Source organism: Bradyrhizobium sp. USDA 4516 (genome assembly GCF_054055915.1).
In genome coordinates, this window is sequence record NZ_JBSRXT010000001.1 from 777,054 (window position 1) to 792,735 (window position 15,682).

16 protein-coding genes are annotated in these 15,682 nt (G+C 64.7%); 7 read left to right on the top strand and 9 right to left on the bottom strand.

All coding sequences use genetic code 11. From position 1 onward, the window contains the following. Positions 1-41: 41 nt before the first annotated feature. On the bottom strand, positions 42-1,130 hold the full coding sequence (gene aroC / locus ACVI1L_RS03680) for a chorismate synthase (protein WP_456782315.1): 1,089 nt from the start codon (positions 1,128-1,130) through the stop codon (positions 42-44). A gap of 149 nt (positions 1,131-1,279) precedes the next feature. Further along, positions 1,280-1,879, bottom strand: a complete 600-nt coding sequence (locus tag ACVI1L_RS03685) for a histidine phosphatase family protein (protein WP_168857197.1) — start codon at positions 1,877-1,879, stop codon at positions 1,280-1,282. A gap of 227 nt (positions 1,880-2,106) precedes the next feature. Between ACVI1L_RS03685 and ACVI1L_RS03690 the strand changes: the two genes are divergently transcribed. Together ACVI1L_RS03690 and ACVI1L_RS03695 are read left to right on the top strand one after the other, a co-directional pair. Next, positions 2,107-2,595, top strand: coding sequence for a sigma-70 family RNA polymerase sigma factor (locus ACVI1L_RS03690; RefSeq protein WP_016844579.1), 489 nt, complete (start codon positions 2,107-2,109; stop codon positions 2,593-2,595). Positions 2,596-2,662: 67 nt separating this feature from the next. Beyond that, a complete protein-coding gene (locus ACVI1L_RS03695) occupies positions 2,663-3,427 on the top strand; it encodes an anti-sigma factor family protein (RefSeq protein ID WP_057015209.1) in 765 nt (254 codons plus the stop codon). Positions 3,428-3,811: 384 nt separating this feature from the next. Here the strand turns inward: ACVI1L_RS03695 and ACVI1L_RS03700 are convergent, their stop codons facing one another. Together ACVI1L_RS03700 and ACVI1L_RS03705 are read right to left on the bottom strand one after the other, a co-directional pair. Beyond that, positions 3,812-4,771, bottom strand: coding sequence for a DnaJ C-terminal domain-containing protein (locus ACVI1L_RS03700; RefSeq protein WP_456782316.1), 960 nt, complete (start codon positions 4,769-4,771; stop codon positions 3,812-3,814). A 118-nt stretch (positions 4,772-4,889) separates the two neighbouring features. Then, positions 4,890-5,297 carry an RT0821/Lpp0805 family surface protein gene (locus ACVI1L_RS03705; RefSeq protein ID WP_057015270.1) on the bottom strand — a complete coding sequence of 136 codons (408 nt, stop codon included), beginning with the start codon at positions 5,295-5,297 and terminating at the stop codon, positions 4,890-4,892. 108 nt (positions 5,298-5,405) lie between these two features. Here ACVI1L_RS03705 and pdxH point away from each other — a divergent pair, with 108 nt between their 5' ends. Both pdxH and ACVI1L_RS03715 read left to right on the top strand, forming a co-directional pair. Then, positions 5,406-6,047: a pyridoxamine 5'-phosphate oxidase gene (pdxH, locus tag ACVI1L_RS03710; protein ID WP_057015208.1), complete on the top strand. Its 642-nt coding sequence runs from the start codon at positions 5,406-5,408 to the stop codon at positions 6,045-6,047. A 155-nt stretch (positions 6,048-6,202) separates the two neighbouring features. Continuing rightward, the gene (locus ACVI1L_RS03715; RefSeq protein WP_018270354.1) at positions 6,203-6,955 is read left to right on the top strand and encodes an SDR family NAD(P)-dependent oxidoreductase; all 753 of its coding nucleotides are present in this window, start codon (positions 6,203-6,205) and stop codon (positions 6,953-6,955) included. A gap of 132 nt (positions 6,956-7,087) precedes the next feature. Here ACVI1L_RS03715 and ACVI1L_RS03720 read toward each other — a convergent pair whose 3' ends face one another. The 3 genes from ACVI1L_RS03720 to ACVI1L_RS03730 all read right to left on the bottom strand — a co-directional run bounded on the left by ACVI1L_RS03720 (position 7,088) and on the right by ACVI1L_RS03730 (position 9,568). Beyond that, positions 7,088-7,309: a hypothetical protein gene (locus tag ACVI1L_RS03720; protein ID WP_063709281.1), complete on the bottom strand. Its 222-nt coding sequence runs from the start codon at positions 7,307-7,309 to the stop codon at positions 7,088-7,090. Between the two features lie 300 nt (positions 7,310-7,609). Continuing rightward, entirely contained in the window at positions 7,610-8,239 is a 630-nt protein-coding gene (locus ACVI1L_RS03725; protein WP_456782317.1) for a zeta toxin family protein, read from the bottom strand. Positions 8,240-8,590: 351 nt separating this feature from the next. Then, positions 8,591-9,568, bottom strand: a complete 978-nt coding sequence (locus ACVI1L_RS03730; protein WP_057015269.1) for a magnesium transporter CorA family protein — start codon at positions 9,566-9,568, stop codon at positions 8,591-8,593. Between the two features lie 338 nt (positions 9,569-9,906). Here ACVI1L_RS03730 and ACVI1L_RS03735 point away from each other — a divergent pair, with 338 nt between their 5' ends. Beyond that, positions 9,907-10,584 (top strand): L,D-transpeptidase, encoded by a 678-nt coding sequence (locus ACVI1L_RS03735; protein WP_057015206.1) that lies wholly within the window; start codon positions 9,907-9,909, stop codon positions 10,582-10,584. Positions 10,585-10,601: 17 nt separating this feature from the next. Here the strand turns inward: ACVI1L_RS03735 and ACVI1L_RS03740 are convergent, their stop codons facing one another. Further along, positions 10,602-11,783, bottom strand: a complete 1,182-nt coding sequence (locus ACVI1L_RS03740) for an extensin family protein (RefSeq protein ID WP_456782318.1) — start codon at positions 11,781-11,783, stop codon at positions 10,602-10,604. Positions 11,784-11,859: 76 nt separating this feature from the next. Here ACVI1L_RS03740 and ACVI1L_RS03745 point away from each other — a divergent pair, with 76 nt between their 5' ends. Next, the gene (locus tag ACVI1L_RS03745) at positions 11,860-13,488 is read left to right on the top strand and encodes a fatty-acid--CoA ligase (RefSeq protein ID WP_456782319.1); all 1,629 of its coding nucleotides are present in this window, start codon (positions 11,860-11,862) and stop codon (positions 13,486-13,488) included. A 243-nt stretch (positions 13,489-13,731) separates the two neighbouring features. After that, positions 13,732-14,589, top strand: coding sequence for a DUF1499 domain-containing protein (locus ACVI1L_RS03750; RefSeq protein WP_057015203.1), 858 nt, complete (start codon positions 13,732-13,734; stop codon positions 14,587-14,589). Positions 14,590-14,681: 92 nt separating this feature from the next. Here ACVI1L_RS03750 and ACVI1L_RS03755 read toward each other — a convergent pair whose 3' ends face one another. Continuing rightward, positions 14,682-15,599, bottom strand: a complete 918-nt coding sequence (locus ACVI1L_RS03755) for an MBL fold metallo-hydrolase (RefSeq protein ID WP_057015202.1) — start codon at positions 15,597-15,599, stop codon at positions 14,682-14,684. Positions 15,600-15,682: the final 83 nt, after the last annotated feature.

Genomic DNA, 15,682 nt, shown 5'->3' on the forward strand with positions numbered 1-15,682 from the left:
ATTCCCCCAGGGCGGTCTGGCGACCGCCACTATATAAGGGATCAGCGCCCGGTCTGCCCGCGGTCGCGCAGAAAATGATCGGCCAGCACGCAGGCCATCATGGCCTCGCCGACCGGTACCGCCCGGATGCCGACGCAGGGGTCGTGGCGGCCCTTGGTCAGGATGTCGGTATCCGCGCCCTTGCGGTCCACGGTCCGGCGCGTGGTCAGGATCGAGGACGTCGGCTTGACCGCAAAGCGCACCACCACCGGCTGCCCGGTCGAGATGCCGCCGAGGACGCCGCCGGCATGGTTGGACAGGAAACGCGTTCCGTTGTTGCCGGTCCGCATCTCGTCGGCGTTCTCCTCGCCCGACAATTCGGCGGCGCCGAAGCCGGCGCCGATCTCGACGCCCTTGACCGCGTTGATGCTCATCATCGCCGCCGCCAGGTCGCTGTCGAGTTTGGCGTAAATCGGCGCGCCGAGCCCGGCCGGCACGCCCTCGGCGACGACCTCGATGACGGCGCCGATCGAGGAGCCGCTTTTCCTGATGCCGTCGAGATAGCTTTCGAAGAACGCCGCCTTGTCCTTGTCGGGACAGAAGAACGGGTTGTTCGCAATCTCGTCCCAGTCCCACTTCTCGCGATCGATCTTGTGCGGTCCCATCTGCACCAGCGCGCCGCGCACCTTCACCTCGGGCAGCACCTTGCGCGCGATCGCACCGGCCGCGACGCGGGTCGCGGTCTCGCGCGCGGAGGAGCGGCCGCCGCCGCGATAGTCGCGCAGGCCATATTTCGCTTCATAGGTGAAGTCGGCATGGCCGGGCCGGAACTTGTCCTTGATCTCGGAATAATCCTTCGAACGCTGATCGGTGTTCTCGATCAGCAGCGCGATCGGCGTACCGGTCGTCACCTGCGCGCCGCTCTCCGGATGCGCCATCACGCCGGACAGGATCTTCACCGCATCCGGCTCCTGGCGCTGGGTAGTGAAGCGCGACTGGCCCGGGCGGCGGCGGTCGAGGTCGTGCTGGATCTCCTCCGCGGTCAGGGGGATCAGCGGCGGGCAGCCGTCCACGACGCAGCCGATCGCGACCCCATGGCTCTCGCCGAAGGTCGTGACGCGGAACATATGACCGAAAGTATTGAAGGACATGGCGTGTCGTAACGCGCAGAGGCAGCGGGGTCAAACAGCCAAGCTGTCATTCCGGGGCGATGCGGAGCATCGAACCCGGAATCTCGAGATTCCACGGGGCGCAATTGCGCCCCTGAGGTTCGCTTCGTGCCCCGGAATGACAGTGCGAGTTAACTATGCTTCCGCAGCCCCTGCTCACCGAATACGTAGACCGCCCCCTGCTCGATATAGAGTTCGGCGGCCGAGGCCGGCGTCTCGAAGCCGAGCGCCACCATCAGCGCCCGCGCCGTACCGCCATGGGCGACCGCGACCGTGTCCGACGTCACCGAGCGGTACCAGTCGGTCATCCGCACCTGCACGTCGACATAGCTCTCGCCGCCGGACGGCGACACCGTCCACTTCTCGGCCAGGCGGCGGGCATACAGCGCGGGGTCCGCAGCCTGCGCCTGCGCCAAGGTCGAGCCCTCCCACGTCCCGTAGCCGATCTCGCGCAGCCGCGCGTCGAGCGCGTAGTCGCCCGGCGGCAGGCCGAGCTCGGCGCGCACCAGCTCCATGGTGGCACGCGCCCGGATCAGCGGGCTTGCGACGAACGGCAGCGTCGCCTTGTCACGGCGGTCGCGCGCGAGGAGATCGCCGAGGATGCGCCCGGCATGCGCGGCCTGGGCGCGACCGCGCTCATTGAGGGCGATGTCCTGCACGCCCTGGAGCCGCCCTTCGGCGTTCCACGCGGTCTCGCCGTGGCGGATGTAATAGATCGTCGGTACCGGCATTCCCGTAACGGCTGGTCCCTGCTGCGCGAGAGGTCGGCCGCCTCAAGGCTTCCACGCTTCGAATTTTTTCGGCTCGGAGGTACACCAGCACTTCGGCTGGCGACAAGCCCAAATCGGCCGCAGCTTGGGCGGTATGCGCGCAGATCGGCGCAGACGGAATAGCCACGCCGCCAGGGTGTTATGTTGGACAAGGCGGCTATCGCCGAGACCATCGAAGACTGGGATGCATGACCGCGTTTCGTCAAAGTGTCGAAGCCATGATACCGGCGCTGCGTCGCTATGCGCGCGCGCTGGCGCGTGACACGGATATCGCCGACGATCTGGTGCAGGACACGCTGGTGCGGGCGCTGCGCTCGGAGCGGCTGTTTCTCGGCGGCGACGTCAGGAGCTGGCTCTACACGATCCTGACCAATCTGAACAAGAACCGCCGGCGCTCGCTGGCGCGGCGGCCGGCGTTCGTGCCGCTGCTCGATAACAATGCCGACGCCAGCGGCACCGAGGCCGAGGGACGCGACATCGAACGCGCGCTGTCGACGCTGGTCGAGGAACAACGCTCGGTGCTGCTGCTCGTCATGCTGGAGGGCATGAGCTACCGCGAGGTCGCCGATATCCAGGGCGTGCCGATCGGCACGGTGATGTCCCGCCTCGCCCGCGCCCGCGCCCATGTCCGGGCCTCGATCGAGGGCCAGCGCCCGGCGCTCCGGCGCGTGAAATGATAATGTGCGCGATGGCCGGCGTTATGCATGAACGATTTTCGAACAAGATTTGGCAGAGACGACTGATATGACCGACCCGAACATTCCCGTCACCGAAGACGAGTTGCACGCTTACGTCGACAACGAGCTGCCAGCCGAACGCCGCGGCGATGTCGAGGCGTGGCTTGCCGCGCATCCCGACGACGCGGCGCGGGTGCAGTCATGGCGTGCGATGGCCGAGACACTGCATGCACGCTACGACACCGTGCTGGACGAGGCGGTGCCGAAACGGCTCGAACTCGAGCGGCTGGTGCGCCAGCCGCGCCGCTGGGTCTATGGCGCGGTGGCGGCGACGGTCATGGCCTTCGTCGCCGGTGGCGGCGCCGGCTGGATCGCGCGCGGAGCGGCGGCGACGCCGTCGGCATTCCAGAGCTTCACGGTCGATGCACTCGATGCGCATCGGCTCTACGTGGTCGAGGTCCGGCATCCCGTCGAGGTGCCCGGCAGCGAGCGCGACCACCTGCAGCAATGGCTGACCAAGCGCTGCGGCTGGGACGTCCGCGCGCCGGAGCTGACCGGGCTGAAGCTGGTCGGCGGCCGCCTGCTGCCCGGACCGAGCGGCCCGGCGTCGTTCCTGATGTATGAGAGCACGTCGGGTGAGCGGTTCACGGTCTACACCGCCAAGGTGAAGACCGAGGCGACCCAGATGCGCTACGCCGTGCAGGGCAGCGACGGCGCGCTGTTCTGGGCCGATCGGGGCGTCGCCTATGTCGTCAGCGGCGGCACCGATCGCACGCGCCTGACCCAGGTCGCGCAGGCCGTCTACGATCAGATGGAGAAGAGCGGCGGGTGATCTTCCGTAATTTTACGGAAGATCAGGCCGTCGAAATTGCGTCATTTCGAGCAAGTGAATCCAGCCTCACTCAGCGTCCCAATTCCGACATCGAAAACTTCGATTCGCGTCATCGACGCGTCTCATTATCGCACCGGATGCTCACGCGAAGATGATCCGCGCCCGATCCGCCGATCGGCGCACGCGGCCTCGATTGGGGTTTTGTGTACCGCGCTGGTCCCCCTCTCGAGGCCGCACTCCTTTCCGTCATCCGATCTGCACGCCGCAGACCTCGGACGGCCCGTCATCCTTTGTGACGCGCTCACGATGCCCGCGTCTACCCCGATAGAGCCCGGGGTAGTGCAGTTTCGCGTCTTCGCGTCTTTTGGGGCGCATTATCGGCGGTCAGCCGAGATCGCTACGCGGATTGTAGGGTTTTTGATCCCGCCATGTCTGCATCAATGCCTCAAGCTCGGCATCGTTCCCGTCGGGAAGGATGATGCGGGTCGTGACATAGAGGTCGCCGGTCGCGCCCGCCTTCGACAGCCCCTTGGCCTTGAGGCGGAAGGTACGGCCGCTCGAGGTGTTCTTCGGGATCGACAGTTCGACCGCGCTGCCGAGCGTCGGCACGCGGACCTTGCCGCCCAGCACCGCCTCGTAGAGGGTGATGGGCAGGTCGATCCTGAGGTCGTTGCCGTCGACCTTGAAGAACGGGTGCGGCGCGACCGAGATCGTGATCAGGAGATCGCCGGGCGGATGGCCTTGCGCGGTCTCGCCCTGCCCCTTCAGCCGGATCTGCTGACCCGCAGCAACCCCGGGCGGAATCTTGACGTTGAGCTCGCGGCCGGTCGGCAGGCGGACGCGCTTGTCGCCGCCCCTGACCGATTCCTCCAGCGACACCGTCATAGCGACCGAAAGATCGAGGTCGACGCCGACCCCGCCGCCGTCAAACTCGAACGGACTGGCCCGGCCCGCGCGGCCGCCGCCTCCGCGAGCCGCATTGCCAAACATGCTGTTGAGGATGTCCTCGAAGCTGCCGCCGCCCATGCCGCCGCCGGGCCCGGAGCGGAAACTGTACTCGAAGCCGCCCGGACCGGCACGGCCGCCGGCACCGCTGCCGCCAGGGAAACCCTGGAAGCGCGGCTTGCCTTCGGCATCGATCTCGCCGCGGTCGAACTGCTTGCGCTTGTCCTCGTCGCCGACGATCTCGTTGGCCGTGTTGATCTCCGCAAAGCGGGCCGCCGCCTTCGGGTCGTTCTTGTTGTTATCAGGGTGATGCTTCTTGGCGAGCTTGCGATAGGCGCTCTTGATCGTCGCAGCGCTGGCGCTCCGCTGCACCCCCAAGACCTCATAGGGGTCGCGCATCCGTCACGTCTCCTTCACGGGAAAAATCAGTCCTGGCCGGGAACCCGTCCGGGCCCACTTTACCTTGATGTGGGGGCTCAGTGGCATTTTTGCAACTAGTCCGGCTTCGCCGGAATTCTCAGGATTTTCTCCAGGGCTTCAGGCTATGGATTTCCCACCGCCCTTGTCCAGCCTTGCATGCGGCGCCCTGCAGCCAGCTCTCGGTGGCTCCGTTGACGTAGCTGGCAAGGAAATCCCGGCACGTCTTGCCGTCCTCGCCCGAATAGGCCTGGGCCAGCGGCGTCACCGAGCCACGCGCGCCGGTTTCAGGATTTTCCCAGGGCTGGCTGGAATCCTTGTCGCCCTTGGTCAGCACGTCGGAGGCGGCATTGCGGGCGAAGGCGAGATCGCTGTCGGTCGGCATCACCGCATTGATCTGGGTCGGCCTGATCGAGCCCGTCACATCCTTGTCGTCGAGCTTGGCGAAGGCGTCGCTGCGCGACAAGCTGCAACCGCTTGCGCCGACGCCGATCAGGATCAATGTCACCACCGCGCCTGCGGGGTGGATCGCCGATAGGCCAACGCGCCCCCATGCCCTATATAGGGCTAGTAACGCGCTTTCAGACGCGGGCGGATGCAAATCGGGACTCCTGACATGACCGACACGACCTCCATCAAACACCCGACACCGTTAACATCGGGTGATTTCACCGCGGCGGAGGAGCCGTTCGCCCTGTTCGCCGAATGGTTTGCGGAGGCGATCAAGTCCGAGCCGAACGATCCGAACGCGATGGCGCTTGCGACCGTCGATCCCGACGGCCTGCCCGACGTGCGGATGGTGCTGATGAAGGGCTTCGATGCCGACGGCTTCGTGTTCTACAGCCACATTGCGAGCGCCAAGGGCCGCGAATTGGCCGCAAATCCCAAGGCAGCTTTACTCTTCCACTGGAAATCGCTGCGCCGCCAGGTGCGCATCCGCGGGCCGGTCACGCCGGTGACCGATGCCGAGGCCGACGCCTATTTCGCCACCAGGCCGAAGCAGGCGCAGATCGGCGCCTGGGCCAGCAAGCAGTCGCAGCCGCTGGAGAGCCGCTTCGCATTCGAGCAGGCGATCGCCAAGACCGGTGCGAAATACGTCATCGGCGAGGTGCCGCGGCCGCCGGGCTGGAGCGGCTGGCGGATCACGCCGCAGCGCTTCGAGTTCTGGCACGACCGCCCGTACCGCCTGCACGACCGCATCGAATTCCGCCGCGACGGCGCCGGCAGCGCCTGGTCGAAGGTGCGGCTCTATCCCTGAAAGCTGCGACCGTCATGGCCGGGCGAAAGCGCGAAGCGCATCTTCGTGTAAGATGACCCGGCCAGCGACGTCTTGATCCCAAGTCATCCCAAGTCGTTCGAAGGCGTGGATGCCCGGCACGCCGCCGCGCATGACGAAAACGAAAGAAACCGTCGATGCCCCACCCATCCAATGCGCCGCGGCGCACGCTGCTTCTGACCGGCGCAAGCCGCGGCATCGGCCATGCCACCGCGATCCGGTTCTCGTCCGCCGGCTGGCGCGTCATCACCCTGTCGCGGCATGCGTTTCCCGAGGTCTGCCCCTGGGGCGCCGGGCCGGAAGACCACATCGAGGTCGACCTCGGCAGCCATGACGACACCGTGCGCGCGATCTCCGAGATCCGCAGGCGGCTCGAGAACGATGAACTGCACGCGCTGGTCAACAACGCCGCGATCTCGCCGAAGGCTGCGGGCGGCGGCCGGCTCGGCACCATGGACACCGACATCGAGACCTGGACCCACGTTTTCCACGTCAACTTCTTCGCACCGATCATGATCGCGCGCGGGCTGATCGAGGAGTTGAAGCACGCCAAGGGCGCGGTGGTGAACGTCACCTCGATCGCCGGCTCGCGCGTGCATCCGTTTGCCGGCGCGGCCTACGCGACGTCGAAGGCCGCGCTCGCGGCGCTGACGCGCGAGATGGCATCGGACTTCGGCCGCGTCGGCGTCCGCGTCAACGCGATCGCGCCGGGCGAGATCGATACCTCGATCCTGTCGCCGGGCACCGAGAAGATCGTCGACCAGCAGATCCCGATGCACCGCCTCGGCACGCCGGACGAGGTCGCCAAGATCATCTACGTTCTCTGCACGGAGACCAGCTCTTACGTGAACGGTGCGGAGATCCACATCAACGGTGGTCAGCACGTCTGACGCTGGGAAGAGCCGTATTTCGGGGAAGGAAGTTTTGAGGCGATCCCGGCCGCCGCCGCGGCCGTCATTGGGATTGCTTCACTTGCAGGCGTAACAACGCAAGCGAGGCTTCTGCCTCCGAGGCTTCGGCCTCTAGTCTGCGTAGAACCGACGCGACTTCTTCTCGGGCTGCCGCAGCGCGACGTCGTTCAGCGCGCTGGAGCATTCGTCTTCGTCCTCGCCATCCAGCAACGCAGCGCCACAGTAACGGCAAAGTCTCGGCGAGATCGCCTGCACCTTGCCTGCTGCGCGGTCCTGTTGATAGCGCGCAAAGTCGATGACGTTACGCCGTGGCGTTATGATCTTCTCAACCATTGCTGTCCTCCGGCTTCGAGGCGGGCGTTATCGCAGACAAGTTTCGCCCAAACGTTCAGCGCAACGCTCAAATTTTAGCAGAGGAAATAAGGCAGGAAGCGCGTCCCAAAACGCGACGCGTGGAACCGGACAGCAGCTCTCAGCATGGAACTCAATCGCTTCGTGACGCTAACTAGGTTGGAATGCTCACAAGGTCCGAAAACGAGCCATTGCCACCGTTGAAGTACACCTCAACTGTACCCGTCGGCCCATTTCGCCGCTTCGCGATCTCTAGCTCAGCTTTACCAAATGCTTGGTCCACTAGCTGCCAAAAAAATCCGTGCCCAAAGGTCCCAAAACATAGTGCTGTACCCACAACGGGGGACGACCAATCATTTCGCTTTGCGGCAGATGTCCAGATCGAGAGGCGTCCCGACGAAACACCAACCTCGGAACGACGTCGACGGTCCCAGCAATGCTGTTGTCGAATACATACGATTGATCTGAGGACCGGATCGCCTGCTGGAGCAATAGCATCGTTCGCTGCCAGCGGTTGACTATTTTCTCATTAGGAACGTTGTGCCCGCCCTGGGAAACACGGAGCGCAACACGATCAATATTCGTCCGCGGATCGTCGGTGCCTATAAAGTAAAGCAATACACGATAACCAGCCTCTTTTGCTCTCACCAAGACTTCTATTTTGGAGGGGTGAGACATGACTGTCTCAAAACTAAAGCTAAGGCGTCCCTTTATGCACTCATCTCTACGTTGATCCGCAATTGCTTGAGCGCTTCGGGTGCGCTCATCAGGCGAGCCCTGTAGCTCGGCCGCAATATCATCAGGGTTGATGTACTCACCTAGGTCAATGCCTTTTCGGAGGAGGTGCCGAATCAATGTCGTTTTGCCCGAGCCATTCGGCCCAGCAATCATCAGCAAAAAGGGCTCGTCCAAATGCCACCCCGCAAGAACCTCTATGCCACCGACCGCCCGGACTTGCTGGGAGTTGAAATGCCATCTTCCCGTGGAAGCTCGGCGACTGGTCCCAAATCCTCGATATGTCCATCCGGATAGTATCGGATTCGACGACCATCTCTGGAGCCGGTTACGGGCAAACCCGAGGCCAGCGCTTGCTGCGCTGCCACTTTCCAAGCTTCTTCGGCTAAGCTGCCTAAGTCAGCCGCAGATAAGTCAGTGACCTTCTTTTTCATCACTCGACACTACCACAAAGGTGGGTGGAAAATCACACATTTGGAAGAGAAATATGGTCCACCGTTAACTCTTTTCCCTAACGTGTTCGGTACCCTACAGCCACTTCTTCCACTTGAAGATCCAGTACGGCACGATCGCCGCGATCAGCATCAGCACCAGTGCATACGGATAGCCGTGCGCCCATTCGAGTTCCGGCATCACCTTGAAATTCATGCCGTAGATCGAGGCGATCAGCGTCGGCGGCATCAAGACCACCGCCATCACCGAGAACAGCTTGATGATGTTGTTCTGTTCCAGATTGACCACGCCGAGCATGGCGTCGAGCACGAAGGTGATCTTGTTGGAGAGATAGGAGGCGTGGTCGGTCAGTGAGGCCACGTCACGCTGCATGGTCTTGAGCTGCTCGCGCATGTCCTTGGACCATTTCACGCCCTCGACCACCGCGGAGAGGAAGGTGACGAGGCGGCCGATCGAGACCAGGCTTTCGCGAACCTTCGAGGTCAGGTCGCCCTTGCGGCCGATCGCGATCAGAATCTGCGAATATTGCTTGGCGTGGCCGTGGCGCTCGCTCTCCGGCTCGAAGATGTCGTGGGACACCTGGTCGATATCGGCCCCGCAGCGCTCCAGAATGTCGGCGCAACGGTCGATCACCGCGTCCAGCAGTTCCATCAGCACCTGCTCCCCGGTGATGCTGGGGGAACAGGCGCGCGCCAGCTTGTTCTCGACCAGCGCGAACGGCTTCGGCAGGTCGTAGCGCACCGTCACCAGCCGATGACCGGTGAGGATGAAGGTCACCGCCGTGGTGCGCGGCATGTCGGTGTCGGACTGGCACATCAGCGTCGCGGTCATGTAGCGCGCGCTGTTCTCGATATAGAGGCGGCTGGAGATCTCGATCTCCTGCATGTCTTCCCGGGTCGGCACCGCGATCCCCGCGAGCTTCTCGACCGCCCGGTCCTCCTCAACGGTCGGATTCACCAGATCGACCCAGACCGCTCCCTCGGGCAGCGCGCCGAGGTCGGTCGCCGTGGCCTTCTTGAGCGAAAACTCGGACGGAACGAACACCGACAGCATCACGAACTCCACGAAACAAGGCTGGCAGGACCCGCCGACTTAGCGCGATTCTGGGGGGCGCTTCATGACCGGGGTATTAACCGGGCATCCATACTTGTGGCGGCCAGGCGGCAGCGACGTGACGCCGACTCGTCGACCGTTGCCTGTTTGCACAAAAACCAACCCGGCACCAGAACAGTTGCGGCAAAAAAGCCACAGACAGCGTCCCGCGATGCGGGAAAGGCATCTAGACTCTGGGAATAATGGCACGTTTCGGCAATAATGCCGCTAATGGAATCGTGGCGTTTGGGGCGTAATAGTGGCGCTTTCGTGCGCGGATTTTCGATTGGAATGTAATCATGTCGTCGCTCAAAGTTACCCTCGGGATCCTGGCCGCGGGCCTGATGTTGTCGGGCTGCATGCAGGCCACAACCTATGAGGCAACCAACACCGCGAACTTCAAGCCGCGTGACAAGGAACTCCTGGCCAAGACCACCTACGTCAAGACGCCGGTCGCTGAACCGTTCCGCCGCGCCATCGTCGAGTACCACCGCAAGGAAGCCCCCGGCTCGATCGTGGTCGATTCCGACAACCATTACCTCTATTACGTGCTGAACGACGGCAAGGCGATCCGCTACGGCATCACCGTCGGCGAGGAAGCCATGGCATGGTCCGGCATCGCCAAGGTCGGCAGCATGACCGAATGGCCGGCCTGGCACCCGACCCCCGGCGAAATCTCGCGCCTTGGCGTCCCGACCTTCGTGGCCCCGGGCCCCGACAATCCGATGGGCTCGCGCGCGATGTATCTCTATTCGGGCGGCAAGGACACGCTGTTCCGCATCCACGGCACCAACCAGCCGGAATATATCGGCGCATCGATCTCCTCGGGCTGCATCCGCATGACCAACGAGGACGTCATCGACCTCTACAACCGCGTCAAGCTCGGTACCATCGTCGTGGTGCTGGAGCCGAAGCACGGCGACTCGCCCTACAAGCCGCAGATGGCGCTGCAGGGCGGCGGCGGCACGACCTACTGATCCAATCGCAATCGCGATCAAAAGCGCCGGCTTTGCCGGCGCTTTTTTGTTGGCTGCGGTTTGGTCTCGGCGCTGCGGTCGGGCGCGGCCGCATCATCTGATTTTGTGGCGTCCGGCTTGCCGGTGCCAGACTTGCCGTGGTCAGCTTTGGATGTGTCCGCTTTCGGCGCGTCGGATTTGGCGGCGACCTCGCGCGGCGGTGCCTCTTCGGGGCGCTCGGCCGGCAACAGCGGCGCGACCTGCGGCAGCGGGTCGTCCACGTTCCACTGGCAGATCCGGTAATTGTTACGACGCTCGATCAGGTCGAGATGGATGTGATCCTCGTGGTACCAGTCCGAGCCCGGGCCGAGCACTGTGGAGAAGCGGGCGCAGACCGAATGCCGCACGGTCTCGCGCAAGGTCCGCGGCACGCTGCGGTCGGTCAGCGAGATCGACTTGCCGTTGGCGAGACCGAGCGCGCGGACGTCGAGCGCATTGGCGCGGCCATGCTCGGAGAGCTGCGCTCCGGCGACCCGATTGCGGCCGCGGCATTCGAACGAGTCGAAATTGTCGAGATTGCTGATCCCGCCCCCGAGGTTCTGCGCGAGCGGCGCGATATCGGTGCGGACCCAGTCGGCGACCGCAGCAGCCATCTTGCAGCGGAGGATCGCGGCGGGCTTGACCGCGACCTTGCGCTTGTCCGCCAGCACGATCGCCTCGAGCCGCACCAGATCCTCGCCGCCGCAGCCCCCGGCGCCGTGGATATCCGGAATGCTCGGGGCGATCGCGATCTCCTCGGTCAGCGCCTGCCGGCAGGCCGAAAGCTGCGGCGCGGCGGGCTCGGCCGGCTTGGCGGCATCAGCGGGCTTGGCCGTCTCGCTGGGCCTGGCCGCTTCGGCAGGTGCGGCCGGAGACTGCGTCCCGGCCGCGGGCGGCTCGGGCTCGTTCGCCGCCGGCGCGTGAGCTGCCGCCGGCGCCTCAGCCGGGCGTGGCTTCGGCAGCGGCACCGCTGAGCGGCGGGCTGCCTTGTGCGGCCTTTGCGGCCGGGTGCCGAACAGATCGTCCCACGGAAAGCTGGGCGCGCGGCGGGCGGCCTCGGCGGGGCCTGCTTGCATGCCAAGGCAAAGCAGCACGGCGGCGGCGGTAACCATTGCCGCGCCCCCGCGACGAAACGCGCCAACAGGCCATTTTCGGCTTGCTTTCTCCGCGCTAAAGTTCATGTCAGTTCCATGATTTTACTGCCGGCCGTCCAAGATGCCGGCGGATCATGTGTGAGGATCGAGGAGGGATTCGCGTATGCTTGGTTTGATGCAAGATTGGCCCTTGCTGTGTCACAAGATTATTGAGCACGCCGCCAAATATCACGGCACACAGGAAGTCGTGACGCGGTCGGTCGAAGGCCCGATTCATCGCACCACCTACGCCCAGATCCATGCCCGCGCACTGAAGGTCTCGCAGAGCCTGGAACGTGACGGCATCAAGCTCGGCGACCGCGTCGCCACCATCGCCTGGAACACCTGGCGCCACCTCGAGGTCTGGTACGGCATCATGGGGATCGGCGCGATCTGCCATACGGTCAATCCGCGCCTGTTTCCGGAACAGATCGCCTGGATCGTCAACCACGCCCAGGACCGCATCGTCATCACCGACCTCACCTTCGTTCCGGTGCTGGAGAAGATCGCAGGCCAGCTGCCGAGCGTCGAGCGCTACGTGGTGCTGACCGACAAGGCGCACATGCCGCAGACCACGCTGAAGAGCGCGGTCGCCTATGAGGATTGGATCGCGGCATCCGACGGCAAGTTCGAGTGGAAAACCTTCGACGAGAACACCGCGGCGGCGATGTGCTACACCTCCGGCACGACGGGCGATCCCAAGGGTGTACTTTATTCGCACCGCTCCAACGTGTTGCACGCGCTAATGGCCAACTCGAAGGACGCGCTCGGCACCTCCGCGTCGGACACAATGCTTCCGGTGGTCCCCTTGTTCCATGCCAACAGCTGGGGCATCGCCTTCTCCGCGCCGTCGATGGGCACCAAGCTCGTGATGCCGGGCCCGAAGCTCGACGGCGCCTCGGTGTACGAGTTGCTGTCGACCGAGAAGGTCACCCACACCGCCGGCGTGCCGACGGTGTGGCTGATGCTGCTGCAATACATGGCCGCCAACAACCTCAAGCTGCCGGATCTGCAGATGGTGATCTGCGGCGGGTCGGCGATGCCACGCTCGATGATCCAGGCGTTCCTCGACATGGGCAGCCAGGTGCGCCACGCCTGGGGCATGACCGAGATGAGCCCGCTCGGCACGCTGGCGACGCTGAAGCCACCGTTTACCGAGCGCACCGGCGAGGAGCGGCTCGACATCCTGCAGACCCAGGGCTATCCGCCGTTCGGCGTCGAGATGAAGATCACCGACGATGCCGGCAAGGAGCTGCCGTGGGACGGCAAGACCTTCGGCCGTCTCAAGGTTTCGGGCCCGGCGATCGCCAAGGCCTATTTCCGGGTCGACAGCAACATCCTCGACGATGCCGGCTATTTCGACACCGGCGACGTCTCGACGATGGACGAGCACGGCTACATGCGGATCACCGACCGCTCCAAGGACGTGATCAAGTCCGGCGGCGAATGGATCTCCTCGATCGATCTCGAGAACCTCGCGGTCGGCCATCCGGCGGTCGCGGAAGCCGCCGTGATCGGTGTCCATCACCCCAAATGGGATGAGCGGCCGCTGCTGATCGTGCAACTCAAGCAGGGCCAGAGTGCCACGCGCGAGGACATCCTGAAGTTCATGGACGGCAAGATCGCCAAATGGTGGATGCCCGACGACGTCGCCTTCGTCGACGGCATTCCCCACACCGCGACCGGCAAGATCCTGAAGACGGCGCTGCGCGACCAATTCAAGGATTACACGTTCCCGACCGCCGCGGCGTGAAAACAAACGCTCGTCATGCCCGGGCTTGACCCGGGCATCCACGACTTCGTCGTGCGGCAAGACATGGATGGCCGGGTCATAGGCGAGCGGAAGCGACGCCGTCCTTCGGACGGCTATGCGCGGCCATGACGATTCGGGGTAAAGCCCAAATCCCTTGAATTCGCCGCAGGTCCGTGGTCTCACACGACTGATCGCGGCGGCCGAGGTCGCCTGAGGACATCTCAACCGGCAGATTTTTCGACGATGGCGCGCAGGTTTTCCGCTCCCTACCAGCAGGAGCCCGTGTCCGGTCTCGCCACCTGGTCGCGCAACCTCGCCATCTTCTCCGTCGTCGCGGTGGTCGTTTCGATCCTGATCGTCCGCTTCGGGTTCCTGGAGGTCAAGCCGGCGCTGGCGACCTTCTTCGGCGCGCTGGGCCTGGCCGGCCTGTCGATCCTGCTCGGGCTGGCCGCCTTTGCCGCGATCTGGCAGAACGGCACCCGCGGCATGGGCCGGATCCTGCTCGCGCTGCTGATCGACGCGGCGATCCTCGCCTACCCGGCCTACCTCATCTATCAGTACCGCAAGCTGCCGCGGATTTACGACGTCACCACCGACGCGATCGACCCGCCGAAATTCGAGGCGCTGGCGCGGCTGCGCACCGGGGAAGGCACCAATCCTGCCGCCTATGCCGGCCTCTATTCGGCCGAGCGGCAGCGCGCGGCCTATCCCGATATCGAAACCGTCGAGCTCGAAACCCCGGTCGACCGCGCCTATGAGCTGACGCTGCGGCTGGTGAACCGCCGCAAATGGCTCGTCATCGACGCGCGCGCGCCGCAGCCGCCGCGCCGCATCGGCCGCATCGAGGCGGTAGCGCGGACGCCGATCATGGGTTTCCGCGAGGACGTCTCGATCCGGGTCACGCCTGACGACGAGGACTCCCGCGTCGATATCCGCTCGGCGTCGCGCTATTTCGACACCGATCTCGGCAGCAACGCCGCCCGCGTCAAGAAGCTGATCGAAGACCTCAACAGCGCGGCCGAGAACGACAATGCCAAGCCGGCGAAGAAGGCGGCTCCTGTCGCGCCAAAGGCGCCACCGGCGAAGACGGTGAAGAAGTGACGCGGTAGCGTCATTCCGGGGCATCGCGCAGCGATGAACCCGGAATCTCGAGATTCCGGGTCTGGTGCTTGGCACCATCCCGGAATGACGAACTAGGCCAATCGGTACGTCCCGCCGATCACGGGATCGCCGTCCGTCGCCACGACGCCGCGTGCGACCAGGTCCTCCAGATGCGCCAGCACCGAATAGCCGGCGGCATTGGCGAGCCGCGGATCGAGCCCGATATAGATCGCCCGCACCATGGTTGGAATGTCGGCCTCGCCCTTGCCGAGACGATGCAGGATCGACGCCTCGCGCGCCCGGCGATGCCGCGCCAGGAAGCGGACGTAGCGCGGGCCCTCCGGAATCTCCGGGCCGTGGCCGGAGAAATACAGCTGCTCGGGCCGCTGTTCCAGCCGCTCCAGCGAGGCCATGTAATCGATCATCGAGCCGTCCGGCGGCGCCACGATCGAGGTCGACCAGCCCATCACATGATCGCCGACGAAATTGATGCTGCGCTCGGCCCAGGCGAACGCCAGATGGTTGGCGGTGTGGCCGGGGGTCGCGACCGCCTCCAGCGCAAAGCCAGCGCCCTCGATGACGTCGCCATGCTTGACCTGCACGTCGGGTCGGAAATCGCGGTCGGCGCCGGATTCCGGATTATGCTTTTCGCTCTCGAAGCGCGGCCGCGAGGCGCGGTGCGGCCCCTCGGCATAGACCGGCGCGCCGGTCGCGGCCTTGATCCGCGGCGTGTTCGGCGAATGGTCGCGATGGGTATGGGTGACCAGGATATGCGTCACGGTCTCGCCCTTGACCGCATCGAGCAGCGCCTTGGCATGCGCCTCGTCGTCGGGACCGGGATCGATGATCGCGACCTTGCCCTCGCCCACGATGTAGCTGACCGTGCCGGTGAAGGTGAACGGGCTCGGATTGTTGCAGAGGACACGGCGAACGCCGGGGCGAACCTGTTCGACCACGCCGGGCTTCAGCGGAAAGTCGCGGTTGAACGGGATGTCGTCGTTGTCGGCCATGGGGATTTTCTCTGCATCGTCATTCCGGGATGGCCCGCAGGGCCAGACCCGGAATCTCGAAAGAAGGGAAAGGAACGCGGCGC

Bases quoted from the DNA above. Each gene is read 5' to 3' on its own strand.
- aroC (WP_456782315.1), bottom strand. From the start codon at position 1,130: ATGTCCTTCAATACTTTCGGTCATATGTTCCGCGTCACGACCTTCGGC.
- ACVI1L_RS03685 (WP_168857197.1), bottom strand. From the start codon at position 1,879: ATGCCGGTACCGACGATCTATTACATCCGCCACGGCGAGACCGCGTGG.
- ACVI1L_RS03690 (WP_016844579.1), top strand. From the start codon at position 2,107: ATGACCGCGTTTCGTCAAAGTGTCGAAGCCATGATACCGGCGCTGCGT.
- ACVI1L_RS03695 (WP_057015209.1), top strand. From the start codon at position 2,663: ATGACCGACCCGAACATTCCCGTCACCGAAGACGAGTTGCACGCTTAC.
- ACVI1L_RS03700 (WP_456782316.1), bottom strand. From the start codon at position 4,771: ATGCGCGACCCCTATGAGGTCTTGGGGGTGCAGCGGAGCGCCAGCGCT.
- pdxH (WP_057015208.1), top strand. From the start codon at position 5,406: ATGACCGACACGACCTCCATCAAACACCCGACACCGTTAACATCGGGT.
- ACVI1L_RS03715 (WP_018270354.1), top strand. From the start codon at position 6,203: ATGCCCCACCCATCCAATGCGCCGCGGCGCACGCTGCTTCTGACCGGC.
- ACVI1L_RS03720 (WP_063709281.1), bottom strand. From the start codon at position 7,309: ATGGTTGAGAAGATCATAACGCCACGGCGTAACGTCATCGACTTTGCG.
- ACVI1L_RS03730 (WP_057015269.1), bottom strand. From the start codon at position 9,568: ATGCTGTCGGTGTTCGTTCCGTCCGAGTTTTCGCTCAAGAAGGCCACG.
- ACVI1L_RS03735 (WP_057015206.1), top strand. From the start codon at position 9,907: ATGTCGTCGCTCAAAGTTACCCTCGGGATCCTGGCCGCGGGCCTGATG.
- ACVI1L_RS03740 (WP_456782318.1), bottom strand. From the start codon at position 11,783: ATGAACTTTAGCGCGGAGAAAGCAAGCCGAAAATGGCCTGTTGGCGCG.
- ACVI1L_RS03745 (WP_456782319.1), top strand. From the start codon at position 11,860: ATGCTTGGTTTGATGCAAGATTGGCCCTTGCTGTGTCACAAGATTATT.
- ACVI1L_RS03750 (WP_057015203.1), top strand. From the start codon at position 13,732: ATGGCGCGCAGGTTTTCCGCTCCCTACCAGCAGGAGCCCGTGTCCGGT.
- ACVI1L_RS03755 (WP_057015202.1), bottom strand. From the start codon at position 15,599: ATGGCCGACAACGACGACATCCCGTTCAACCGCGACTTTCCGCTGAAG.